Origin of the sequence: Actinomadura fibrosa (assembly GCF_900659615.1) — a bacterium.
Lineage (GTDB): Bacteria > Actinomycetota > Actinomycetes > Streptosporangiales > Streptosporangiaceae > Spirillospora > Spirillospora fibrosa.
Genome location: NZ_CAACUY010000041.1, coordinates 29330 through 51590 on the forward strand (window position 1 = coordinate 29330; position 22261 = coordinate 51590).

Sequence of the window (22261 nt, forward strand, 5' to 3'; positions counted from 1 at the left end):
GCTCGCATGCGGTTCGGAGTGCTGGGCCCGCTGCTGGTGCGGGACGCCGGAGGCACGCCGATCGCGGTGCCGGAGGCCAAGGTCCGGGCGCTGCTCGCCGACCTGCTCGTCCACGAGGGACGGCCGGTGTCCGCCGACCGGCTCATCGAGGACCTGTGGGGGGACGCGCCGCCGGGCCGTCCCGCCAACGCGCTCCAGGCCAAGGTGTCGCAGCTCCGCCGGGCCATCGGGCGCGAGCGCGTGACGTTCCAGGCGTCCGGCTACCGGCTGGTCCTCGACCCGGCGTCCGACGAGGTGGACGCGGACCGTTTCGCCGCCCTCGCCGCCGAGGCCCGCTCCGCCGCGGACCCGCGGACGCGCGCCGCGCTGCTCACCGAGGCGCTGGAGCTGTGGCGCGGGCCCGCCTACGCCGACGTCGCGGACGAGGAGTTCGCGCGCGCCGCGGCGCAGCGGCTGACCGAGCAGCGGCTGAGCGTCCTGGAGGAGCAGGCGGAGGCGCGCCTGGACGCCGGTGACCGCACCCTCCTCGCGGGCGACCTCGCCGACCTGGTGGCCCGCCATCCGCTCCGCGAACGGCTGCGCGCCGTCCAGCTCCGCGCCCTCTACCTGGCCGGTCGCCAGAGCGAGGCGCTCGCCTCGTACGCGGATCTGCGCGAACGCCTGGCCGACGAACTGGGCGTCGATCCGAGCCCCGAACTGGCCGCGCTCCACCAGGCGATCCTGCGCCAGGACGCGTCACTCGGCGCTCCCGCCTCCCCCTCGGTGTCCGGCGCCCCGGCGGGGTTCCGATCGAATCTGCCCGCCCAGCTCACAGAGCTCATCGGCCGTGATGAGGCGATGGCGGACGTCGATCGGCTCCTGCGGACCGCACGCCTGGTCACGCTGACGGGGCCGGGCGGCGTGGGCAAGACCCGGCTCGCGGTGGAGTGCGCGTCGCGTCTCGACCCCGCGACCGCGCCGGACGGCGTGTGGCTGGTCGAACTCGGCTCGGAGCGGGGCGGCGCCGCCGACCTCGCGCAGGTGGTCGCGGACGTGCTCGGCCTCCGCGACGACACGCCGCCCGGCCTGCCCGGCCTGGGCGCGTCCGGTGTCGCCGAGCGGCTCGCCACCGTGCTGCGGGACCGCCGGGGGCTGCTCGTCCTGGACAACTGCGAGCACCTCGTCGAACCGGCCGCCGAACTCGCCGGGCTGCTGCTGCGCACCGCGCCCGGGCTGCGCGTCCTGGCGACGAGCCGCGAGCCGCTCGGCATCGCGGGCGAGACGGTCGTCCCGGTCGAACCGCTCGCGCCGTCCGACGCGATGGACCTGTTCGCGGAGCGCGCCGCGGCGGCCGGTCTCGCGCTGGACGGGACGGCCCGCGAGGCCGCCGCCGAGATCGTCCGGCGGCTCGACGGCATCCCGCTCGCGCTCGAACTGGCGGCGACGCGGGTCCGCGGCCTGGGCGTGCACGAGCTGGCGGCCCGGCTGGAGGACCGGTTGGCGGTCCTCACCTCGGGACGGCGCGGCGCGCCCGCCCGCCAGCGGACCCTCCAGGCGGTGATCGACTGGAGCTGGGACCTGCTCGGCGCGGCGGAGCGCACCGTCCTGCGCCGGCTCGCCGTCCACGCCGACGGCTGCGCGCTGGACGCCGCGGAGGCGGTGTGCGCGGGCGGGGACGCGCCCCGCGAGGCGGTGTTCGACCTGGTCGGCCGGCTCGTCGACCGGTCGCTCGTCGTCCTCGTCCAGAAACCGGCCGGTCCGCGCTACCGGCTCCTCGAATCCGTGGCCGCCTACGCGCTGGACCGCCTGCGCGAGGCGGGCGATCTCGCCGCGACCCGGGACCGGCACCTGCGCCACTACCTCGACCTCGCGGAGCGCGCCGAGGACGGCCTGCGCGGCCCGGACCAGCGGGCATGGCTGGTCCGCCTCGACGCCGAGGCGGCCAACTTCCGGGCGGCGCTGCGCCACGCCCCGCCGGACGAGGCGGCACGGCTGGCCACGGCCCTGTCCCCGTGGTGGCTGCTGCGCGGACGCCTGACCGAGGCGCACCGCACGCTGTCGGACATGCTCGCCGCCGCCCCCGGCCACACCGGACTCCGGTTCCTGCGAAGCACGTTCGAGCTGCTCACCAGCGGAAGGAGCACCGAGGCGCCGTCCGTGCCGTCCGCCGGGGATCCGCTCCGACGCGGCCGGCTGCTCTGGTCGTACGCCTACGGCCTGTTCAACGCCGGTGAGCTCGCGGCCAGCGAGGAGGCCAACGCCCAGGCGCGCGATCTGCTCGCCGGGGACGCGTGGGGCACCGCGGCCGTCCTCGCGCTGAGCGCCACGCATGCCCTGGCCCGCGGTGACCTGACCGGCGCCGAGCGGGACGGCCTGCGCGGCGCCGCGCTCTTCCGCGAGCTCGGGGACCGCTGGGGCGAGTTGCAGGCCGTGGCGCCGCTCTCGGCGCTCGCCGCGATCAGGGGCGACTACGCGCAGGCCGCGAGCCGCCAGGAGGAGGGGCTGCGCATCGCGCGGGAACTGGGCCTCGCGACGGAGGTCTCCGCCCGCCTCTCCGAGCTGGGACGGCTGGCGCTGCTGTCCGGCGACGTCGAACGGGCGCGCGACCTGCACGAGACGGCGCTGCGGCTGGCCGCGGAGCAGGGCTTCGTCTACGGGGAGGTGCACGCGCTGATGGGGCTCGCCCTGGGTGCGCGCCGCTCCGGTGACCTCGACGCGGCGGAGGCGCACCTGCTCCGCCTGCGCGACGACCACCCGTCCTCGCAGGCCGGTGAGCATCTGCTGCACGCCGAGCTCGGCTTCGTCGCCGAGCTCCGCGGGGACGGCCCCGGCGCCGCCGCCCACCAGCTCCGCGGCCTAGAGGTCGCCCTGTCGATCGCCGAGCCGCGCGCCGTGGCGCTCTCCCTGGAGGGCCTGGCGGGCGCGGCGGCGCTCCTCGGCGACCCGGCTCTCGCCGCCCTGCTGCTCGGTGCGGCGGACGCGGCCCGGCGCGGCGCCGGCGTCCCGCTCCCTCCCGCCGAACGCGGCGACGTCGACCGGATCAGCGCGGCGATCGCCTCGGACGAGGACGCCTTCGCCGCGGCGTTCCGGCGCGGCGCGGACATCGGTCCGCAGGACGCCGCCCGCCTCGCCCGGGAAACCCTGGGGCATGTCCGGATGTGACAGAAGCTCGTCGTGGCGGACACCCGGGTTCGTTGGTGGAATAGAGCCATGTCCGCTTCGCATCGCGTGATCATCGCCGTGTTCCCCGGCGTCGACCTCCTCGACGTCACCGGTCCCGCGGAGGTGTTCGCGATCGCGAACCGGGAGCTGCCGGGCCGGGCGCCCTACGAGGTGCTGCTCGCCGGACCGGACGGCGGCCAGGTGCGCACGGCCGCCGGGGTCCGGCTCGTCACCGACCTGCGCTTCGAGGAGGTCGGTGACCGGGTGGACACCCTCGTCGTGCCCGGCTCCCTGGACGCGGACGGCGTCCCGGTGATCGATCCCGAGCTGGTCGCGTGGATCGCCGGCACCGCCCGGCACGCCCGCCGGGTCGCCTCGGTGTGCGTCGGCGCGCATCTGCTCGCCGCCGCCGGACTGCTCGCGGGACGGACGGCGACCACGCACTGGGCCACCGCCGGCCTGCTGGCCGCCGACCACCCCGACGTCACCGTGGACCCCGACCCGATCTTCGTCCGGTCGGGGAACGTGTGGACGGGCGCGGGCATCAGCGCCTGCATGGACCTCGCGCTCGCCCTCGTCGCCGAGGACCACGGCGAACGGCTCGCCCTGGCCGTCGCCCGCCAGCTCGTCATGTACCTGAAGCGGCAGGGCGGGCAGAGCCAGTTCAGCGTCCCGCTGTGGCAGGCCCCGGCCGAGCGGCGCGACATCGACGAGCTGCGGGCCTGGATCACCGCGAACCCGGCCGCCGACCTGTCGGCCGCGGCGCTCGCCGAGCGGATGTGCCTGAGCGAGCGGCACTTCACCCGCGTCTTCCGCGCGGAGACCGGCGCCACCCCGGCGGCCTACGTCGAGGCGGCGCGGGTGGAGGCGGCGCGGCGCCTGCTGGAGGGCACCGACGACCCGCTCGACCAGGTCGCCGCGGCGTGCGGCCTGCGGTCGGTGGAGACGCTGCACCGCGCGTTCCGGCGGCGCCTCGGCACCACCCCGGCCGCCTACCGCCGCCGCTTCCGCACCGCCGCCTGACCCCGGCGCCCACCCCATCGAAGCTCACCGGCCGTGCCCGGCCGGTGGTTCCACCCTGCCCATTTCTCGATACCGAGGAGTACGCGATGACCGTTTCGACGACCCTGCGCGAGGTGATCGGCCTGGACGGCGCGCCGCCCGCGCTGGCGACCGCCACGCTGATCCTGATCGACTTCCAGAACACCTACACGACCGGCGTCATGGCGCTGCCCAGCGCCGGCCCCGCGCTGGACGCCGCCGCCCGGCTGCTGGAGCGCGCCCGCGCCGCCGGGTCCCCGGTCGTGCACGTCGTCAACGACGGCGGTCCGGGCAGCCCCTACGACATCCGCGCCGAGATCGGGCAGATCGAGCCCCGCGTCGCGCCCGCGGACGGCGAGCCCGTCGTGGTGAAGGGCTTCCCGGACTCCTTCCACGAGACCGACCTGCCGGACGTCCTGCGCCGCCTGGACGCCGGACCCGACCTCGTGCTGGCGGGCTTCATGACCCACATGTGCGTCCAGTCCACCGCTCAGGGCGCGTTCAACCGCGGCTACCGGCCCACCGTCGTGGCGGAGGCGTGCGCGACCCGGCCGCTTGCGGGACCGGACGGCACGCCGGTTCCCGCGGACGTCCTGCACGCCGCGGCCCTGACCACGATCGGCGACCTGTTCGGACGGGTCGTCCCCCGCGTGGCCGACCTGCCCGACTGACGTCCGCGGCGTCCGCGCGACGGAACGCCCATGGCCTGGCCGAGACGCCTCGGGCAGGCCATGGGCGCGGACGTCAGTGCCCCGGCGGGGGAGTCGGTTGGTCCGAGGCCCTGGTGTAGGGGAGCAGCAGGAGGGCGGCCAGCAGGGCGGCCATGGCGAACCCGGCGCCCGAGAGGAAAGCGTCGTGGAAGACCATGGTGCGCGCCTCGACGATCCGCTCGGGCACGCCGTCCGCCCAGGCGGTCAGCTCGGGGACCCGGCGGAAGGCGATGGTGGCGGCCACGGCCAGGCCGAGGGCGCCGCCGACCTCCTGCGCCGTGTTGATCAGGCCCGCGGCCAGGCCGGACTCCTCGTCCCGGCCCCCGCTGAACGCCGCGACCTGCACCGGCACGAACGAGGTGCCCAGGCCGAGGCCGGCGAGGAGGAAGGCCGGCAGCAGGTCGGCGAGGTAGGACGCGTCGGACGGGGCGCGCCAGAGCAGAAGCATGCCCGCGCCGGTCAGCGCGAGCCCCGCCACGAGCACCGGCTTGGCGGCGACCCTCGTCACGAGCTGCGACGCGACGCCCGCGCCGACGGCGACGATGATTGCCAGGGGGACGTAGGCCAGGCCCGTCCTGAGGGGCGAGTAGCCGAGGACCTGCTGCATGAACAGGCTCGCGAAGAAGAACAGCGTGACGCAGGTGCCCAGCAGCAGGACGGCGACCGCGTTCGCCGCCCGCAGGGACCTGCGCCTGAAGACGTTGAGGGGGATCAGCGGGGACTCCGCGCGCCGCTCGATGACGAGGAAGGCGGCCAGCAGCGCCGCGGAGAGGGCGAAACCGCCGTAGACGCGCGCCATCGAGGTGTCCCCGTCGTCCACGGTCTGGCCGAGACTGAAGATCAGCAGAACGAGGCCGGCGGTGAGCGCCGCCGCCCCCGCGACGTCGAACGCGCGGCGGCGCTCCGCCGCGCGGCTCTCGCCCACGACCAGCGGGGCGGCCAGCGCGCCCAGCACGCCGATCGGCACGTTGACGAAGAAGATCCAGCGCCAGCCCGGCCCGTCGGTGAGCAGGCCGCCCAGCGTGACACCGGCGACGGCGGCGATCCCGCTGAGCGCGCCCCACGCGCCCAGGGCCCGGGTGCGCTCTGGGCCCTCTGCGAAGTTCGCGCTCAGCAGGGACAGCGCGGCGGTCGCGATGAACGCCGCCCCGAGGCCCTGCGCGCCGCGCGTCGCGATCAGCGTGGGCGCGTCCTGCGCGAGGCCGGCGGCCAGCGAGGCGAGCGCGAACAGCAGCAGGCCGGTCCGCAGCATGCGGCGGCGGCCGAAGGTGTCGCCCAGCCGGCCCGCGAGCACCAGGAAGCCGCCGAGCAGCGTCCCGTACACGGTGACCACGTACTGGAGCGACGTCTGCGCGATGTGCAGGTCGCCCTCGATCGTCGGCAGCGCGACGTTGACGATCGATACGTCGAGGAAGGTCATGAACCCGGCCAGGCAGAGGAACGCCAGGATCAGGCCCGGACGGCGTGGCGGGGAGGTCGCGGCGGGACCGGCGGGATCGGGGCGCCGCAGCGCCTGGTCGGTCGACATGTCACTCCTAGGGAAGGGGCGGCGCACGCGCGCCGGGAGGGGGAGGGCCAGGGGAACCCGTCAGCGGAAGGCGGCGGCGTTGCGCCGCGCCCACGCGGCGAACGGCGTCGCGGGACGGCCGATGAGGCGGGCGACGTCGGGGCTGACCTGCCGTTCCTCGGGCGTGGGGTCGCCCAGGATCGCCAGGGTGCCCTCGACGACGGGCAGGGGCATGAATCGCGCCATCTGCTCGCGGGCCTCGTCGCGCGTCTGCTCGACGAAGCGGACCGGCTCGCCGATCGCCGCGGCGATCGCGGCGGCCCGCTCCCGCGGGCTGGTCGGCGCGGGACCGGTCAGGACGTAGGTCGCGCCCTTGTGCCCGTCCCCGCGCAGCACGGCCGCGGCCGCCGCCGCCACGTCGTCCGGGTCGACGAACGGCAGCCCGACGTCGCCGAAGGGCGCGGCCGCCGTCCGGTGGGTCCGGATCGGTTCGGCCCAGGCGAGGACGTTCGACGCCATCCCGCCCGACCGCAGGACCGTCCAGTCGAGCCCGCTCCCGGCGACGGCGGCCTCGAACCGGGCCGGATGCCCGTAGGCCTGCGGCCGGGTGCCGACGCCCTGCGAGGACAGCAGCACCACTTTGCCGACCCCAGCGTCCCGGGCCTCGCCGAGGACGGCTTCGGGCTCCTCCCCGGCGACGAGCAGGAACAGCGCGGACGCTCCGGCCAGCGCGGGACGCAGGCTCGCCGGGTCCGCGAGGTCCGCCGGGACCGCCCGCACGCCTCCGGGGACGTCGTCCTCGGTGATCCGCCGGGCCACCGCCGTCACGCGCTCACCCGCCTCGGCCAGCAGGCGTACCAGCGTCCGTCCGACGTTGCCGGTCGCTCCGGTCACCACGATCATGTCGCTCTCCCGAGTTAGTTAGTTGGCTGACTCAGAAGGACCGTAGCACGGCCTCCCTGCGGGTTGTCTATAGTGAGTTGGGTGACTGACTCACCCAGACCGCGGGCCCGGGGCGCCGACAAGCGCCGCAGGCTGACGGCCGCCGCGGCGCGCGTCCTGCACGAGCAGGGCGTCGAGCGCACCACCCTCGCCGACATCGCGCACGCGGCGGACGTGCCGGTCGGGAACGTCTACTACTACTTCAAGACCAAGGACGACCTCGTCCAGGCGGCGCTGTCCGAGCACTCCGCCCACCTGGCCGAGCTCACCGGCCGCCTGGACGAGCTGCCCGACCCGCGCGAACGCCTCAAGGCGCTCGTCGAGACGTGGATCGGCCAGCGCGACGTCGCCGCCCGCTTCGGCTGCCCCACCGGAACCCTGGCGGTCGAGCTCGACAAGCGCGCCGACGGAACGCTCGACCTCGAAGCGGGCAAGGTCATCGGGCAGCTCGTGGACTGGGCCGAATCCCAGTTCCGCGAGCTCGGGCTGCCCGGCCCGCACGACCTCGCCATCACGTTCGTCGCCGCCTACCAGGGCATGTCGCTCATGGCCAACGCGCTGCGCGAGCCCGGCATCATGACCCGCGAGGGAGCCCGCCTCATCGACTGGCTCGACTCCCTCGCGGCGACCGGCGACCGCGTCCCCGCGCCCGCCGACCCGACCGGATCATGACCTGCCGCGCGCACCGGCCATGACCGCCGCGGCGCCGGCCGTCGCGACGAGCAGGCCAGCCGCCAGCCAGAACGCGACCTGCGCGGCGTCCAGCGACGTCCGGGCCGGCGGGACGTCCAGGACGTGGAAGAACGCGGAGCCGAGGAGTGCGACGCCGAGCGTGCCGCCGAACTGCTGGACGGCGTTCAGCAGCCCGGCCGCGGACCCCGTCTCGTGCGGCCGGACGCGGGACAGCGCGGCCGTGAAGAACGGCACGGTGGCCAGCCCGTTCCCGGCACCGGCCAGCGCCAGCGCCCCCGGCAGGGCCCACGGGTAGGAGCCTGGCCGCGTCCAGTGGTAGACGGCGACGGCGGCGAGGACCCCCGCGAGCAGGACGCCGAGCCCGGCGAACAACACCCGGTTCCCGTAGCGCGGGACCAGCCGCGCCCCGGCGGCCAGCGACGACACGGCGAGCGCGCCCGACCACGGCAGCAGGGTCAGCCCGGCGCTGAGCACGTCGCGGCCCAGCCCCATCTGGACCTGCAAGACGATCACGACCGTCAGGCCGTTCACCGCCGCGAACAGCAGCGTCGACGTCGCGAGCGCCGCGGGGAAGCCCCGGTCGCGGAAGAGGCTCGGCTCGACCAGCGGGCCGCGTCCCCGGCGGGCGGCGCGCCGCTGCTGGAACCCGAAACCGACGAGGACCGCGACCCCGGCGGCCATCGCGCCCCACGTCCACAGCGGCCACCCGGCCGTGTCGCCCTGGATCAGCGGGTAGACGACGAGCCCGGCGCCCGCGACCGCGAGGACGGTCCCGACGGCGTCCAGGCGCGGCGGTTCGGCGGCCCGGTCCTCGCGCAGCGCCGGGACGGCCGCGAGCACCAGCACGGCGATCGGCACGTTCACGAGGAACGCGGCCCGCCACGACACCGCGTGCGTCAGGACGGACCCCAGCACGGGACCGCACACCGCCGACAGCCCCATCACCGGCCCGATCGTGCCGAGCGCCTTCGCCATCTCCGCGCCGTCGAACATCGCCCTGATCAGCCCGATCGTCTGCGGGATGACCAGCGCGGCCGCGGCCCCCTGGACGGTCCGCGCCGCGACCAGGGCCCCGGTGCCGGGTGCCAGCGCGCAGCACACCGACGCGACCGCGAAGGCCGCCGTCCCCACGGCGAAGACCCGCCTGCGGCCCAGCATGTCCCCCAGCCGCCCGCCCGTGATCAGCAGCACGGCGAACGGCAGCGTGTAGGCGGCGCTGAACCACTGCACGGCCGACTCCGCGCCGCCGAGATCCCGGTGGATCACCGGCGCCGCCACCTGCACGATCGTGGCGTCCAGCAGGTTCATCGCCTCGGCCGCCAGCAGCGCGCCGAGCGCGATCCAGCGCCACCGATGAACGCCCGTCGGCGCGTCCCGCCGCGTGGCTTCCCGAACTCGCATCCCGCATCCCTCCGTCCTCGTCCTCGACGTGATCTAGCCTTGGACGCGGATGCCGGACGTTCCATCTGGCGATCCACAACGGCGGAAATCTTCCACTGACCACTTCCGAACGAGGAATCCGTTCATGCTGGACCAGCTCGACCGCGCGGTGATCCACGCCCTGCACATCGACGGGCGGGCACCGTTCAGCCGCATCGCCGAGGTCCTGGGCATCTCCACGCAGACCGTCGCCCGGCGCTACCGGCGGATGCGGCAGAAGGCGGGGCTGCGCGTCGTCGGCCTCCTCGACCGGTACCGCGGCGGCGAGACGTGGACGGTCCGGCTGACCTGCGCGCCGTCCGCCGCCCAGAGCCTCGCGCACTCGCTGGCCCGGCGCCCCGACACGTCCTGGGTCGAGCTCGCCTCGGGCGGAACGGAGATCTTCGCGCTCGTCCACGTGCCCGACGACGCCCCCGGCCCGCCCCCGCTGCTCCTCCAGGACATCCCCCGCCGGACGGCGATCACCGCCCTGTCCGCGCACTGCCTGCTGCACACCTACCTCGGCGGCCCGACCGCGTGGCGCGGCCTGACCCAGGCCCTCGACGAGGAGCAGCAGGCCCGGCTCCGCCCGCCGCGCGACACGTCCGGCGGCGACGCCGCGCCCCGGCCGCTGACCGATGCCGACCGCGCCCTCCTCGACGTGCTCGGCCGGGACGGGCGCGCCGGGTACGCCGACCTCGCCGCCGCGACGGGCTGGTCCCAGGCCACGGTCGCCCGCCGTCTCGCCGCCCTCCGCGCCGACGGCACCGTCTTCTTCGACGTGGAGATCGACTCGGCGCTGCTCGGTGGCACCACCCACGCGCTGCTGTGGATGGCGGTCGCGCCCGCGCATCTCGACCGGGTCGCGACCGCCATCGCCGGGCACCACGAGATGGCCGTGGTCGCGGCCACCACCGGACCCACGAACCTGCTCGCGCAGGCCCTCTGCGCGGGCCCCGCCGACCTGCACCGCTACCTGACCCGGCGGCTCGGCGTCCTCGACGGCATCCAGACGCTGGAGACGGCCCCCGTCCTGCGCACCCTCAAACGAGCAGGCGCCGTAGACCCCCTACCCCGCCGCCCCCAGTGACCGCTCGCCCCGCAAGCCGCAACACCAGGACGGCGAGGGACAGGCCGGTCCGGCCGGCCGGGTGCGCGTCTACTGGGCGGTCCAGCCGCCGTCGACGGGGATGAGCGCGCCGGTGATGAAGGCGGCGGCGTCGGAGGCGAGGAAGGCGATGGCCTCGGCGACCTCCTCGGGACGTCCGATCCGTCCGATCGGGTGGGCTGGGCCGAAGGAGGCGAGCATCTCGCGGCCGTTGTCGACGACGCCCTCCATGATGTCGGTGTCGATCACGCCGGGCAGCACGGCGTTCGAGCGGATGCCCTTGGGACCGCCCTCGATCGCGAGGACGCGCGTGATCTGGGCCAGGGCGCCCTTGGACGCGGCGTAGGCCGTCTGCGTCGCGAAGGCGACGGTGGAGGAGACTGAGGCGACCGAGACGATCGCGCCGCCGCCCCCGGCCTCCATGACGGCGAAGGCCTCGCGCGCCTGCACGAAGTTGCCGCGGGCGTTGACCCGCAGGATGCCCTCGAAGTCCTCGACGGTGGTCTCGGTGACCGGCTTGTTCAGCGTGCGGCCCGCGTTGTTGACGAGGACGTCGAGCCGGCCGAACCGGTCGGTGGCGAGCCGCATGGTCGCTCGGGCGAGGTCCTCGTCCGCGACGTCGCCGACCAGCGCGGCGACGCCGGGGTCGCCCGCGGCGAGTTCCTCGACGGCCTCGGAGCGGTCGGTGACGACGAGCCGGGCGCCGCGCTCGCGCAGCAGGACGGCGGTGGCGCGGCCGATGCCGCGCGCCGCGCCGGTGACGACGGCGACCCTGCCGGTCAGGTCCCAGGTGGACGGGAGTGTGGGAGCGTTCATGATGTCCTTACTGGAAGCGGGTCAGCGCTGGCGGGACGGCCGGACGACGATCTCGTTGACGTCGACGCCGGGCGGCTGCGCGAGGGCGTAGGAGACGGCGGCGGCGATGGCGTCCGGTTCCATCGCGTGCGCCCGGTAGGCGCGCATGGCCTCCGCAGCTCCGGGGTCGGTGATCGAGTCGGCGAGCTCGGAGGTGACCACGCCGGGGGAGACGGTCGTGACGCGGATCGAGGGGTCGGACTCCTGGCGCAGGCCCTCGGTGATCGCCCAGGCGGCGTGCTTGGTGCCCGAGTAGACGGCGCTGGTCGGCACGACCTCGTGGGCACCGACGCTCGCGACCGTGACGAAGTGGCCGCCGCCCTGCGCGCCGAAGACGGGCAGCGCCGCGGCGATGCCGTACAGCAGCCCGCGGACGTTCACGTCGATCATGCGGTCCCACTCGTCGACGAGCAGGGAGTCCAGCCGCGACAGGGGCATGACCCCGGCATTGCTCACGAGCACGTCGACCCGTCCGTGGCGGTCGCGGGCGGCCTTCACGAAGGCGTCGAGGTCCGCGCGGTCGGTGACGTCGAGCCGCACCGGGCGCAGGCTCCCGCCGCTGCGGGCGGCGGCCTGCGCGGTGCGCTCGGCGAGGGCGTCGAGGCGGTCGGTCCGCCGCGCGCCCGCCACGACGTGATGCCCTTCGGCCGCCAGCCGGGCGGCGACGGCCTCGCCGATGCCGCTGCTGGCCCCGGTGACGAGGACGACCTTGCGTTCCTCCGAGGCTCCGGCCTCGGTTCGGTTCGTAGACATGTCCGCGACCCTCGCCGAGCCGCGCGGCATGAGGAAGGGCGCCTTCCTCCTGGGAGCAGCGCACCCAGGAAGCACGGCGGCCCGCTGCCTACCATGGCGGGCATGACGTCCTCTGAGCTCGGCGACTTCCTGAGGGCCCGGCGGGGCCAGGTCACGCCCGAGCAGGCCGGGCTTCCCAGCACGGGGCACCGCAGGGTGCCCGGCCTGCGGCGCGAGGAGGTGGCGGCGCTGGCCGGGGTCAGCGCCGACTACTACATCCGCCTCGAACAGGGACGGGAGCGGACGCCGTCGGCGCAGGTGGTCGACGCCCTGGCCGCCGCCCTGCGGCTACCGGAGGACGGCCGCCTGCATCTGTTCCGCATGGCCGGGCTCGCCCCGCGCCCCCGGACCGCCGCCGTGCACGACCGCGTCGATCCGAGCCTGCTCCAGCTCATGTCCGCGTGGCCGGACAACCCCGCCATCGTCTACAACCGCGCCTACGACGTGCTCGCCTCGAACGCGATCGCCGACGCGCTCTTCCACGACTGGTCGCACTCGCGCAACCTCATGCACGTCGTCTTCACCGAGCCCGCCGCGCGGACCTTCTACCGCGACTGGCACGACGTCGCCCGCAACTCCGCGGCCGGGTTCCGGCTCGGCCACGGCCAGGCGCCCGACGACCCGAGGATGCGGCAGGTGCTCACCGAGCTCCTGGCGCAGAGCCCCGAGTTCGCCGAGCTGTGGGCCCGGCACGACGCCCGCGGCAAGGCGCTGGAGAGCAAGCGGTTCCACCACCGCGAGGTCGGGCCGCTGACGCTGTCGATGCAGACCTTCGACGTGCGGTCCAGCCCCGGCCAGGAGCTCGTCGTCTACCACGCGGAGCCCGGCTCGGCGAGCAGCGAGGCCCTGCGGCTCCTCGGCTCGCTCGCCGCCACCTCGGCCCGGCGGTCCTGAGCGTCCGGACCGCCGGGGAGGGCGCCGTTCGTCAACCGGCGATCGCGTCGAGCTCGGCCAGCGCGTCCGCGGGCAGTTCCAGATCGGCGGCGGCGATGTTCTCCCGCAGGTGGGCGCGGGACGAGGTGCCCGGGATCAGGGCGATCGTCGGGGACCGGTGCAGCAGCCAGGCCAGGGCGACCTGGTGCGGCGTCGCGTCCAGGCGGGCGGCGACGGCGGCCAGCGTCTGCGACTGGAGCGGGGTGAATCCGCCCAGCGGGAAGAACGGCGCGTAGGCGATGCCCTCGGCCGCGCACCGGTCGACGAGGGCGTCGTCCTGCCGATTGACGATGTTGTACTCGTTCTGCACCGTCACGATCGGCGCGATCGACCGGGCCTCGTCGAACTGCCGCATCGAGGCGGCGCTCAGCCCGAGGTGGCGGATCAGCCCCTCCTTCTGCATCTCGACGAGCGCGCCGAACTCCTCCGCCAGCGACTCGTCCCCGGTGTTGTGGACGGACAGGCGCAGGTTCACGACGTCGAGCACGTCGAGCCCGAGGTGGTCGAGGTTCTCCTCGACCTGCGCCCGGAGGTCGGACGGCGTCAGCGAGGGGTTCCAGCTGCCGTCGGCGCCGCGACGCGCGCCGACCTTGGTGACGATGCGCAGATCGTCCGGATACGGGTGCAGGGCCTCCTTGATGATCTCGTTCACCACCACGGGACCGTAGAAGTCGCTGGTGTCGATGTGGGTGACGCCGAGTTCGACGGCCTCGCGGAGGACCGCGACCGCCTCGGCGCGGTCCTTCGGCGGGCCGAAGACGTTCGGGCCGGCGAGTTGCATCGCGCCGTAGCCCATGCGGGTGATCGTCAGGTCGCCGGCGAGTGTCAGCGTTCGGCTGTCGGCCATGGTGCGCGTCCCCTCAGGTCGTATCGGTGTCCCCAGTTTACCAACCGCAACGTTGGAGTTGGCAACCATAGGATGGCGTCCATGGCCTGGGACATCGAGGGGACGCAACGCCGGCTCAAGGAGGCGGCGACGCTGGAGTTCGCCGAGCACGGCCCGGACGGGACGACGATGGCGCGCATCGCCGAGCGGGCGGGCATCAACAAGGAGCGGCTCTACAAGTACTTCGGCGACAAGCAGAACCTGTTCGACACCGTGCTCAAGGACGAGCTGGAGAAGCTCGCCGCCGACGTGGCCGTCCCGGAGGCGGGCCTCGCCGACATCGGGGAGTTCGCCGGCCGCTCCTTCGACTACCACGCCGACCATCCCCACCTCCTCCGCCTGCTGCAATGGGAGGGGCTGGCCTACGCCGGGGGCGGCGCCGGCCGGTCCATCGCCGAGGAGGCCGGCCGCACCGCGCACTACCGGGACAAGGTCGCGGCCTTCGCGGCGGCCCAGCGCGCCGGCGTCCTCGACGACTCCCTCGACCCCGCCCACCTGACGTTCTCGATCATCGCGCTCGCGGCCTGGTGGTTCTCCGTCCCGCAGCTCGCCTGGATGCTCACCGGCACCGACGCCGCCGACCCGGACGAGCGGGCCCGCCGCCGCGCCGGCGTCGTCCGGGCCGCCGAGCGCCTCGCGCTTCCCCGCTGACCGGGCTGCTCCGCGCGCACGTCCGCCGAACCGGTCGCCGAACCGGTCGCCGAGCCCGCGAGATCCCTCGCGCGACCGAGGCGGACATGCCCCCTACCGGCTGATACTGAGCGAATGTCGGATCACTCCCGTTTCGGTTCCCTCGCGCCCTCGCGGTGGCGCGCGGGCGACGGCCGCCTCGTGGACGTCCTCGTCGCGGCCGCGGTCGCCGTCCCGGTGTTCGTGCCGTTCGCCACGGCGCCGGAGGTGACGCCGCTCGGCGTGCTGGTCAACCTCGGCACCGTCGTCCCGCTCGTCTGGCGGCGGCGCGCGCCGTTCGCGGTCGCGCTGGTCGTGGCGTGCTTCGCCATGGGGGTGTCGCTGCACCACCGGCCCGGCCAGACGCTCCAGTACGGCGCGCTGGTGGCGATCTACACGCTCGCGGACCTCGGCCGGCACCGCTGGCAGCGCTGGGGCTTCATCGGCGCGATCGTGGCCTCGACCCCGCCCGGCGCGCTGCTGGTCAAGAGCAACGACGCGGGCGAGTTCATGTTCACGCTGCTCCTGCCCATGACGGCGTTCCTCCTCGGCACCCTCGCGCGGACCGGGCGGGAGCGGTCGGACGCGCTCGTGGAGCGCTCCGCGCAGCTCGAACGCGAACGCGAGGCGCTCGAACGCGAGCGCGAGGCCGAGGCGGCGCGCGCCGCGGCGGAGGAACGGGCCCGCATCGCCCGCGACATGCACGACGTCCTCGCGCACGCCGTCAGCATCATGGTCGTCCAGGCCGAGGCCGGCCCGGTGGTGGTCCACACCGACCCGGACCAGGCCGAACGGGTCTTCGACGCCATCGCCGACGCGGGCCGGGACGCGATGGCCCAGCTGCGCCGCATGCTGGGCGTCCTCAAGGAGGAGCAGGACCACGGCGTCCGCGCGCCGCTGCCGACCATCGGCGCGCTCCCCGGCCTGGTCGAGCACGTCGACCGCACCCAGGTCCGCGTGCGCCTCACGGTCGAGGGCGCGAGCCGCGACCTCCCGTCCGACGCCGACCTGGCGGCGTACCGCGTCGTGCAGGAGGCGCTCACCAACACGGTGAAGCACGCCGGCGCGCGGGCGGCCGAGGTCCGCCTGCACTGGACCGACCACGAACTGGAGATCACGGTGACCGACGACGGGCAGGGCCGCGACGGAGCGGACCCGGGCTGGCGGCGCGGCGGCGACGGCCTCATCGGCATCCGCGAACGCGTCCTCGCCTGCGGCGGCACGGCCGAGGCCGGTCCCCTGCCGGGCGGCGGCTTCCGGGTCTCGGCACGCCTCCCCTACGCCGCGGCGGTGACCGCGTGATCCGCGTGGTGCTCGCCGACGACCAGGAACTCGTCCGCAGCGGCTTCGCGATGATCCTGGACGCGCAGCCCGACATCGAGGTGGTCGCCGAGGCGGGCGACGGCGCCGCCGCGATCGCCGCCGTGGGCGAGCACGACCCCGACGTCGTGCTGCTCGACATCCGCATGCCCGGCGTGGACGGCATCGAGGCCGCGAAGGCCGTGTGCGCCGGCACCCGCACCCGCGCGATCATGCTCACCACGTTCGACCAGGACGACTACGTCTACGACGCGCTCTACGCCGGCGCGAGCGGCTTCCTGCTCAAGGACGTGCGCCGCGACGACCTCGTGCACGCGGTCCGGGTGGTGGCGGCGGGGGAGTCGCTGCTCGCGCCCGCCGTCACCCGCCGGCTCATCTCCGACATCACGCGCAACCGTCCGCGCGCCGGAGCGATCGCCTCCGACCGCCTGGCCGTCCTGACCGGGCGCGAGCGCGAGACCCTGCGCCTCCTCGGCCGCGGCCTGTCGAACGCGGAGATCGCCGCGGCCATGGTCGTCAGCGAGCACACCGTGAAGACCCACGTGAGCAACGTCCTGGCCAAGCTCGGCCTCCGCGACCGCGTCCAGGCCGTGATCGCGGCGTACGAGACCCGGCTGATCGAGCCCTCCTGAGGACGGCATCCGCCGCGCGGGGGAGTCGCTCCCGGTTCCTCCCCCGCGCCGCCGATGCCCGAAGACCGCTCGCGGCGGCGATCCGCCCGGCCTCCGCTCTCCCGAAGATCGAGAACGTGGAAACGCCGACCTCGAACTCCGGGAGAACCCTCATGACCAGGATCGCCTTCCATCTCGCCCCCGCCCTCATGCTCGCGTACGGCGTCGTCCGGCTCATCGACGGCCGCGACGGGCAGCACGGCCCGGGCCCGGCCTGGACCACGGGCCATCTGATCTTCCTCGGCTCCCTCCTGCTGTACGGCGGGGTGATCGCGGGCCTGTACTTCCGTCTCCGGGCGCTGCCCGGCGGCACCGCACGCCGGATCACGACGGGCGTCGCGGCGACGGCCGCCGCCCTTGGGCTCGTCACGTTCGTCCGCGTCGCGCTCGTCGACATCGTCGTCGGCCTCCGCGCCGCGAACCCGGCCGAGAAGAGCATGCTCTCCGACCGGTACGCGGACGTCCCCGCCGTGCTCCCCCAGGCGGTCTACGAGATCGGCCCGGTGTTCTTCATGCTCGGCCTGCTCGCGCTGCTCATCCAGTTCGCGGTCGTCACCCCCGGACGGAAGGCGGTCGCCGCGCTGAGCCCCGTCCTGGTCGCCCTCGGCTTCGTCGCCATCACGCTCGACCTCGACCTGCTTCCGGCGGGCGCGGCGCTGATCTGGTTGGCGCTCGTCCCGTTCACCCGGGAGCGGACACCGGCCTCCCCCGCGCGCCCCGGCACCAAGGCTCGCGCGGCGGCCTGACCGCGACCGCCGCCATAGCGTTCACCTTCACCCATTGCAATGATCAGCAGCTCCTTGTTGCATTAACCATCAGAACCGTTGCAACAATTAGTGGCGATTGAAGTGCAGAGATGCACTTATAGAGCTACAAGCTTGTTGCCGCTTCTGTGAATGCAACGTAGCGTTTGCTTTGTCAGAAACGAGAAGCACCACAACGCAAGGGAGCTCCTGATGCACACGTTCGCCACCCCCGCCCCGATCACCGCCGTCCTGGACGTCCCCTCCGGGCGGGTCCAGCTCATCGCCGCCGACCGGACCGACACCGTGGTCGAGGTCCGGCCGGCCGGCGCCGGGAAGGGCCGCGACGCCAAGGCCGCCGAGCAGACCACGGTCGAGTTCGCCGACGGCGTGCTGCGCGTGGCGGCCCCGGCGGGCCGCTCGCCGCTGGGGCCGTCGGGCTCGGTGGAGGTGACGGTCCAGCTGCCCGCCGGATCCGAGGTCCAGGGCAGCGCGGCCGCCACCGAGCTGCGCGGCGTCGGCCGCCTGGGCCGGCTCGCCTTCACCGGCGCCTACCGCCACATCAAGATCGACGAAGCCGCCGGCGCGCACCTGGCGGCCACCGACGGCGACGTCGAGATCGGCCGCCTGCACGGTCCCGCCGAGATCAGCACCCAGCGCGGCGACATCCGCGTCACCGAGGCCACCGGCGGCGAGGTGACGCTGTCCACCCTGTCCGGCGACATCTCGGTCGGCGCCGCCACCGGCGTCTCGGCCGCCCTGGACGCCGGCACCTCCCACGGCCGCGTCAGCAACTCCCTGAAGAACGACGGCACCGCCGGCCTGACCATCCGCGCCACGACCAGCCACGGCGACATCGCCGCCCGCAGCCTCTGATCCGCGTCCCGAAGAAGGAGAGTCCCATGACGGACCTGGCCATCGCGGCGACCGGGCTGCGCAAGTCCTACCGCGACAAGAAGAACGGCGAGAAGGTCGTGCTCGACGGCGTCGACCTGGCCGTCCCCGAAGGAACGATCTTCTCGCTGCTCGGCCCCAACGGCGCCGGCAAGACCACGACCGTGCAGATCCTGTCCACCCTGATCCAGGCGGACGGCGGCGAGGTCCGGGTCGCGGGCCACGACCTGAACCGGCGGCCCGACGACGTGCGCGGCGCGATCGGCGTCACCGGCCAGTACTCGGCCGTCGACAAGCTGCTCACCGGCGAGGAGAACCTGCTCCTCATGGCCGACCTGAAGCACCTGTCCCGCCGCGACGGCAAGCGGAAGGCCGCCGAACTGCTGGAGCGCTTCGACCTGGTCGAGGCCGCCGGCAAGCCCGCCTCCACCTACTCCGGCGGCATGGCCCGCCGGCTGGACCTGGCGATGACCCTGGTCGGCGACCCCCGCCTGATCTTCCTGGACGAGCCCACCACCGGCCTGGACCCCCGCAGCCGCCGCACCATGTGGGGCATCGTCCGCGACCTCGTCGCCGGCGGCGTCACCATCTTCCTCACCACCCAGTACCTCGAAGAGGCCGACCAGCTCGCCGACCGCATCGCGCTGCTCGACCACGGCCGCCTGATCGCCGAAGGCACCGCCGACGAGCTGAAGCGGCTCATCCCCGGCGGTCACGTGTCGCTGCGGTTCACCGACGACGCCGCCCTCGGCGCCGCGCTCGCCGCGCTCGGCGAGGGCTTCGTGGACCCGTCCGACGACGACCGGCTCACCCTCCAGGTCCCCTCCGACGGCGGTGTCGCGTCCCTGCGCGACCTGCTGGCCCGGTTGGACGGGGCCGGCATCGAACCGGCCGGCCTGTCCGTGCACACCCCCGACCTCGACGACGTCTTCCTCACCCTCACTGGCCGGCAGACCGGCCCGCAGCACACGGAGACCACCCGATGAGCACCCTCGCCCTCGCCGCCCGCGACTCCTCGACGATGGTCCGCCGCCAGCTCAAGCGGCTGATCCGCTACCCGTCCATGACCATCCAGCTCGTCGTCACGCCGGTGATCCTGCTGCTGCTGTTCGTGTACGTCCTGGGCGGCACCCTCGGCGGCGGGCTCGGCGGCGGCCGGGGCACCTACGTCAACTACGTGCTGCCCGGCATCCTGCTCATGGCCGCGGCGACGGCCGCGACCGGCACCGCCGTGATGGTCGCCACCGACATGACCGAGGGGGTCATCGCCCGCTTCCGCACCATGCGCATCTGGCGGCCCGCCGTCCTGACCGGCCACGTCGTCGGCAGCGTCGTCCAGCAGCTCCTCGGCATGGCCGTCCTCGTCGGCATCGCCCTGGCGATCGGCTTCCGGCCCGACGCGACCCCCGTCGAGTGGCTCGCCGCCCTCGGCCTGCTCACCCTGTTCATCGTCGCGATCACCTGGCTGTCGGTCGCGCTCGGCCTGAACGCCTCCAGCCCCGAGGCGGCCAGCAACGCCCCCATGCCCCTGATCCTGCTGCCCTTCCTCGGCTCCGGCTTCGTCCCCACCGACTCCATGCCCACCGCCCTGCGCTGGTTCGCCGAGTACCAGCCCTTCACCCCGATCATGGAGACCCTCCGCGGCCTGCTCCTCGGCTCCCCGATCGGCCACGACGGAGCCATCGCCACCGCCTGGTGCGCCGGCATCGCCGCCGCCTCCTACCTCTGGGCCAAGCACACTTTCAACAAGGCCTGACCATGACCCGCCCACCAGGGCCGCCAGACCACCCGGTCTGCCGGCCCTGAGCCCTTTCCGGTGTCAGAGCTCGGGCACGCGCTCCTGTTACCTTCTCCCGCCGGCACTCGTCATGGGGGTGACGACCGGATCGACGGCCGTCGCACCGGCGAGTGAAGCGAGGACAAATGATCAACGGCATCATGTTCGTGACGGTCCACGTCACCGACCAGGACCGCGCGCTGGAGTTCTACACCGGCGCGCTCGGACTGGAGAAGCAGATCGACTACTCGGGGCCGGACGGCCGTTTCCTCGCCGTCGGCGTCCCCGACCACCCGGTGCGGATCATCCTGTGGCCGGACGAGAAGGCCGCCGGAAGCCCGGACGAGGCGGGCGGGAGCGCGGCGCCCGGCGTGCTGGTCCTCGAATCCGGCGATCTGCGCGAGGACTTCGAGGTCCTGCGGCGGCGCGGCGTCACCTTCACCGACCCCGAACCGGTGGACTACCCGTTCGGGGTCCGCGCCGAGGCCGTGGACCCCGACGGGAACCGGATCTCGTTCCGGCAGCCGCGCACCCGGTGACCGCCCGTCCCTCCGACCTCGTGACCGAGGCGTTCGAAGCCCAGCGCGACCGGTTGCGCGCCGTCGCCTACCGTGTGCTGGGCTCGCACGCCGACGCCGAGGACGTCGTGCAGGAAGCCTGGATGCGCCTCGTCCGCCAGGACGAGGCGACCATCGCCAACCTGGCGGGCTGGCTGACCACCGTCGTCGGACGGATCAGCCTCGACCTCCTGAGATCCCGCCAGGCCCACCCCGAAGCCGCCTACGGTCAACGGTTCACGGACCTGGTGGTCACACCCGCCGACGACCCCGCACCGGACGAGCAGGTGGCGCTGGCCGACTCGGTCGGCCTCGCCCTGCTCGTCGTGCTCGACTCGCTCACCCCGAGCGAGCGCCTGGCGTTCGTCCTGCACGACATGTTCGCGGTGCCGTTTCACGAGATCGGCCAGATCCTGGGCCGTTCGGCCGGCGCCGCCAAGATGACCGCCAGCCGCGCCCGCCGCAAGGTCCGGGCCGCGGGCCGGCCGGCGGACCCCGGCCGCGATCACCGCGAGGCCGTCCGGGCCTTCCGTGCCGCCGCCCTCGGCGGCGACTTCGAAGCGCTCCTGCGCGTCCTGGACCCGGACGTGAAGCTGACCGTCGACACCCCCGGCGGCGTGGTCGTCACCCTCGGCGCCACCGAGGTCGCCTCCGGCGCCCGCATGTTCTCCGGCCAGGCCGCCCGCCACCGTCCCGTGCTGGTCAACGGCGTCCCGGGCCACATGTCCTGGCGCTCCGACGGAACCCCGTTGTCCGTCATCGCCTTCACCGTCATCGAACGCCGGATCACCGGCATCCACATCGTCGTCGATCCAGCCAAACTCGCCTCGATCCACCTGTCCGCCCCGGCCTGAGCGGTGCCTTCGAGGCCGTTGCGGCACGTCCGGCGGCCGCGGCCCGATCGCTGCGACCGATCGGGCCGGTCCGGAGATCAGCCCGCCGCACCGGCGTCGTCCCGCGTGATGCGAAGCGCGGAAACGAGGAAGAACACGCCGCCGAGGAGGGCGTAACCGGCGAGATTGCGCAGCGACGCGTCATCGCCACCGGCCTGCGCGACGAACGAGGCGCCGGCGACGGTGGAGATGGCGCCGCTGACGATCATCGCCCACTGGCCTCCCAGCCGGCGGCGGAGGGCGCCGACGACGAGCTGGACGAGCCCCGCGGTGATGGCCCAGGCACCCCAGACGCGCAGGACGGCGGGTATGCCGGACATCGCGGCCAGAGCCAGACCGATGCCGGTCAGCGTGCTGAGCGCGATGTTGGCGTACAGGCCCCGGACCGGGCCGCCACTGGCCTTGGCGGACCGGACGTCCACGACCGCCGCCGCCACGTCGAACAGGGGATAGATCACCAGCAGGACCGCACTCGCCGGTCCCAGCTTCGACGCGGTCGCGAACAGCAGCCCGGCCCACACGGCGGCGAACGCGAAGCGCAGCAGGTAGAGCCTGCGCAGAGTCGCGGGCGCGCCGGACGGAGCGGAGGCGCGTTCGGTGAGGGTGTCCATGCGAGTGCCTTCCTGGGCGGAGGAGATGACCGGATCGGAGATCCAGCCTGAGGGAGAACGTTCTGTCTCTTTGGCCATCATGAGTGCCAGAGCATCGTT

Annotated in this window: 22 protein-coding genes; 15 read left to right on the plus strand and 7 right to left on the minus strand. The window is 74.3% G+C overall.

The features are described from left to right. Positions 1–6 precede the first annotated feature (6 nt). The 3 genes from E1300_RS16885 to E1300_RS16895 all read left to right on the plus strand — a co-directional run bounded on the left by E1300_RS16885 (position 7) and on the right by E1300_RS16895 (position 4853). Entirely contained in the window at positions 7–3141 is a 3135-nt protein-coding gene (locus tag E1300_RS16885; RefSeq protein WP_207399785.1) for an AfsR/SARP family transcriptional regulator, read from the plus strand. 48 nt (positions 3142–3189) lie between these two features. Beyond that, on the plus strand, positions 3190–4164 hold the full coding sequence (locus E1300_RS16890) for a GlxA family transcriptional regulator (protein ID WP_131757961.1): 975 nt from the start codon (positions 3190–3192) through the stop codon (positions 4162–4164). A gap of 86 nt (positions 4165–4250) precedes the next feature. After that, entirely contained in the window at positions 4251–4853 is a 603-nt protein-coding gene (locus E1300_RS16895; RefSeq protein ID WP_131757962.1) for a cysteine hydrolase family protein, read from the plus strand. Between the two features lie 73 nt (positions 4854–4926). On the opposite strand, the gene E1300_RS16900 is transcribed toward E1300_RS16895, so the two are convergent. Together E1300_RS16900 and E1300_RS16905 are read right to left on the minus strand one after the other, a co-directional pair. After that, positions 4927–6420, minus strand: coding sequence for an MFS transporter (locus E1300_RS16900; protein ID WP_131757963.1), 1494 nt, complete (start codon positions 6418–6420; stop codon positions 4927–4929). 60 nt (positions 6421–6480) lie between these two features. Further along, positions 6481–7302 carry an NAD(P)H-binding protein gene (locus E1300_RS16905; RefSeq protein WP_131757964.1) on the minus strand — a complete coding sequence of 274 codons (822 nt, stop codon included), beginning with the start codon at positions 7300–7302 and terminating at the stop codon, positions 6481–6483. A gap of 81 nt (positions 7303–7383) precedes the next feature. Here E1300_RS16905 and E1300_RS16910 point away from each other — a divergent pair, with 81 nt between their 5' ends. Continuing rightward, a complete protein-coding gene (locus tag E1300_RS16910) occupies positions 7384–8013 on the plus strand; it encodes a TetR/AcrR family transcriptional regulator (RefSeq protein ID WP_131757965.1) in 630 nt (209 codons plus the stop codon). On the opposite strand, the gene E1300_RS16915 is transcribed toward E1300_RS16910, so the two are convergent. Further along, the gene (locus E1300_RS16915; protein ID WP_131757966.1) at positions 8008–9435 is read right to left on the minus strand and encodes an MFS transporter; all 1428 of its coding nucleotides are present in this window, start codon (positions 9433–9435) and stop codon (positions 8008–8010) included. The genes E1300_RS16910 and E1300_RS16915 overlap by 6 nt on opposite strands. Before the next feature lie 124 nt (positions 9436–9559). Between E1300_RS16915 and E1300_RS16920 the strand changes: the two genes are divergently transcribed. Beyond that, entirely contained in the window at positions 9560–10543 is a 984-nt protein-coding gene (locus tag E1300_RS16920; protein ID WP_131757967.1) for an Lrp/AsnC family transcriptional regulator, read from the plus strand. Positions 10544–10612: 69 nt separating this feature from the next. Here the strand turns inward: E1300_RS16920 and E1300_RS16925 are convergent, their stop codons facing one another. Continuing rightward, positions 10613–11377, minus strand: a complete 765-nt coding sequence (locus tag E1300_RS16925) for an SDR family NAD(P)-dependent oxidoreductase (protein WP_131757968.1) — start codon at positions 11375–11377, stop codon at positions 10613–10615. A 21-nt stretch (positions 11378–11398) separates the two neighbouring features. Then, on the minus strand, positions 11399–12169 hold the full coding sequence (locus E1300_RS16930; protein ID WP_131757969.1) for an SDR family oxidoreductase: 771 nt from the start codon (positions 12167–12169) through the stop codon (positions 11399–11401). A gap of 102 nt (positions 12170–12271) precedes the next feature. Between E1300_RS16930 and E1300_RS16935 the strand changes: the two genes are divergently transcribed. Beyond that, positions 12272–13102 (plus strand): helix-turn-helix transcriptional regulator, encoded by an 831-nt coding sequence (locus E1300_RS16935; RefSeq protein ID WP_207399787.1) that lies wholly within the window; start codon positions 12272–12274, stop codon positions 13100–13102. Between the two features lie 31 nt (positions 13103–13133). Here E1300_RS16935 and E1300_RS16940 read toward each other — a convergent pair whose 3' ends face one another. Next, positions 13134–13988 (minus strand): oxidoreductase, encoded by an 855-nt coding sequence (locus E1300_RS16940; protein ID WP_131757971.1) that lies wholly within the window; start codon positions 13986–13988, stop codon positions 13134–13136. An 81-nt stretch (positions 13989–14069) separates the two neighbouring features. Between E1300_RS16940 and E1300_RS16945 the strand changes: the two genes are divergently transcribed. The 9 genes from E1300_RS16945 to E1300_RS16985 all read left to right on the plus strand — a co-directional run bounded on the left by E1300_RS16945 (position 14070) and on the right by E1300_RS16985 (position 21512). Further along, positions 14070–14678 carry a TetR/AcrR family transcriptional regulator gene (locus tag E1300_RS16945; RefSeq protein WP_131757972.1) on the plus strand — a complete coding sequence of 203 codons (609 nt, stop codon included), beginning with the start codon at positions 14070–14072 and terminating at the stop codon, positions 14676–14678. Between the two features lie 114 nt (positions 14679–14792). Next, complete coding sequence (locus tag E1300_RS16950) at positions 14793–15998, plus strand: sensor histidine kinase (protein WP_131757973.1); 1206 nt, start codon at positions 14793–14795, stop codon at positions 15996–15998. Continuing rightward, complete coding sequence (locus E1300_RS16955; RefSeq protein ID WP_131757974.1) at positions 15995–16648, plus strand: response regulator; 654 nt, start codon at positions 15995–15997, stop codon at positions 16646–16648. Before E1300_RS16950 ends, E1300_RS16955 begins: the two co-directional genes overlap by 4 nt. A gap of 152 nt (positions 16649–16800) precedes the next feature. Further along, positions 16801–17433, plus strand: a complete 633-nt coding sequence (locus tag E1300_RS16960; RefSeq protein WP_131757975.1) for a hypothetical protein — start codon at positions 16801–16803, stop codon at positions 17431–17433. Between the two features lie 210 nt (positions 17434–17643). Further along, positions 17644–18306: a DUF4097 family beta strand repeat-containing protein gene (locus E1300_RS16965; protein ID WP_131757976.1), complete on the plus strand. Its 663-nt coding sequence runs from the start codon at positions 17644–17646 to the stop codon at positions 18304–18306. 26 nt (positions 18307–18332) lie between these two features. After that, positions 18333–19310: an ATP-binding cassette domain-containing protein gene (locus tag E1300_RS16970; RefSeq protein ID WP_131757977.1), complete on the plus strand. Its 978-nt coding sequence runs from the start codon at positions 18333–18335 to the stop codon at positions 19308–19310. Next, positions 19307–20080, plus strand: coding sequence for an ABC transporter permease (locus tag E1300_RS16975; protein WP_131757978.1), 774 nt, complete (start codon positions 19307–19309; stop codon positions 20078–20080). Before E1300_RS16970 ends, E1300_RS16975 begins: the two co-directional genes overlap by 4 nt. A 167-nt stretch (positions 20081–20247) precedes the next feature. Continuing rightward, entirely contained in the window at positions 20248–20640 is a 393-nt protein-coding gene (locus tag E1300_RS16980) for a VOC family protein (protein WP_131757979.1), read from the plus strand. After that, positions 20637–21512, plus strand: a complete 876-nt coding sequence (locus E1300_RS16985) for a sigma-70 family RNA polymerase sigma factor (protein ID WP_131757980.1) — start codon at positions 20637–20639, stop codon at positions 21510–21512. Before E1300_RS16980 ends, E1300_RS16985 begins: the two co-directional genes overlap by 4 nt. Positions 21513–21589: 77 nt before the next feature. Here E1300_RS16985 and E1300_RS16990 read toward each other — a convergent pair whose 3' ends face one another. Further along, positions 21590–22162 (minus strand): hypothetical protein, encoded by a 573-nt coding sequence (locus tag E1300_RS16990; RefSeq protein WP_131757981.1) that lies wholly within the window; start codon positions 22160–22162, stop codon positions 21590–21592. Between the last annotated feature and the right edge of the window lie 99 nt (positions 22163–22261).

Excerpts from the sequence above, each read along its gene's own strand:
- E1300_RS16885 (WP_207399785.1), top strand. The coding sequence starts at position 7 with ATGCGGTTCGGAGTGCTGGGCCCGCTGCTGGTGCGGGACGCCGGAGGC.
- E1300_RS16890 (WP_131757961.1), top strand. The coding sequence starts at position 3,190 with ATGTCCGCTTCGCATCGCGTGATCATCGCCGTGTTCCCCGGCGTCGAC.
- E1300_RS16895 (WP_131757962.1), top strand. The coding sequence starts at position 4,251 with ATGACCGTTTCGACGACCCTGCGCGAGGTGATCGGCCTGGACGGCGCG.
- E1300_RS16900 (WP_131757963.1), bottom strand. The coding sequence starts at position 6,420 with ATGTCGACCGACCAGGCGCTGCGGCGCCCCGATCCCGCCGGTCCCGCC.
- E1300_RS16905 (WP_131757964.1), bottom strand. The coding sequence starts at position 7,302 with ATGATCGTGGTGACCGGAGCGACCGGCAACGTCGGACGGACGCTGGTA.
- E1300_RS16915 (WP_131757966.1), bottom strand. The coding sequence starts at position 9,435 with ATGCGAGTTCGGGAAGCCACGCGGCGGGACGCGCCGACGGGCGTTCAT.
- E1300_RS16920 (WP_131757967.1), top strand. The coding sequence starts at position 9,560 with ATGCTGGACCAGCTCGACCGCGCGGTGATCCACGCCCTGCACATCGAC.
- E1300_RS16925 (WP_131757968.1), bottom strand. The coding sequence starts at position 11,377 with ATGAACGCTCCCACACTCCCGTCCACCTGGGACCTGACCGGCAGGGTC.
- E1300_RS16930 (WP_131757969.1), bottom strand. The coding sequence starts at position 12,169 with ATGTCTACGAACCGAACCGAGGCCGGAGCCTCGGAGGAACGCAAGGTC.
- E1300_RS16935 (WP_207399787.1), top strand. The coding sequence starts at position 12,272 with ATGACGTCCTCTGAGCTCGGCGACTTCCTGAGGGCCCGGCGGGGCCAG.
- E1300_RS16940 (WP_131757971.1), bottom strand. The coding sequence starts at position 13,988 with ATGGCCGACAGCCGAACGCTGACACTCGCCGGCGACCTGACGATCACC.
- E1300_RS16945 (WP_131757972.1), top strand. The coding sequence starts at position 14,070 with ATGGCCTGGGACATCGAGGGGACGCAACGCCGGCTCAAGGAGGCGGCG.
- E1300_RS16950 (WP_131757973.1), top strand. The coding sequence starts at position 14,793 with ATGTCGGATCACTCCCGTTTCGGTTCCCTCGCGCCCTCGCGGTGGCGC.
- E1300_RS16960 (WP_131757975.1), top strand. The coding sequence starts at position 16,801 with ATGACCAGGATCGCCTTCCATCTCGCCCCCGCCCTCATGCTCGCGTAC.
- E1300_RS16965 (WP_131757976.1), top strand. The coding sequence starts at position 17,644 with ATGCACACGTTCGCCACCCCCGCCCCGATCACCGCCGTCCTGGACGTC.
- E1300_RS16970 (WP_131757977.1), top strand. The coding sequence starts at position 18,333 with ATGACGGACCTGGCCATCGCGGCGACCGGGCTGCGCAAGTCCTACCGC.
- E1300_RS16975 (WP_131757978.1), top strand. The coding sequence starts at position 19,307 with ATGAGCACCCTCGCCCTCGCCGCCCGCGACTCCTCGACGATGGTCCGC.
- E1300_RS16980 (WP_131757979.1), top strand. The coding sequence starts at position 20,248 with ATGATCAACGGCATCATGTTCGTGACGGTCCACGTCACCGACCAGGAC.
- E1300_RS16990 (WP_131757981.1), bottom strand. The coding sequence starts at position 22,162 with ATGGACACCCTCACCGAACGCGCCTCCGCTCCGTCCGGCGCGCCCGCG.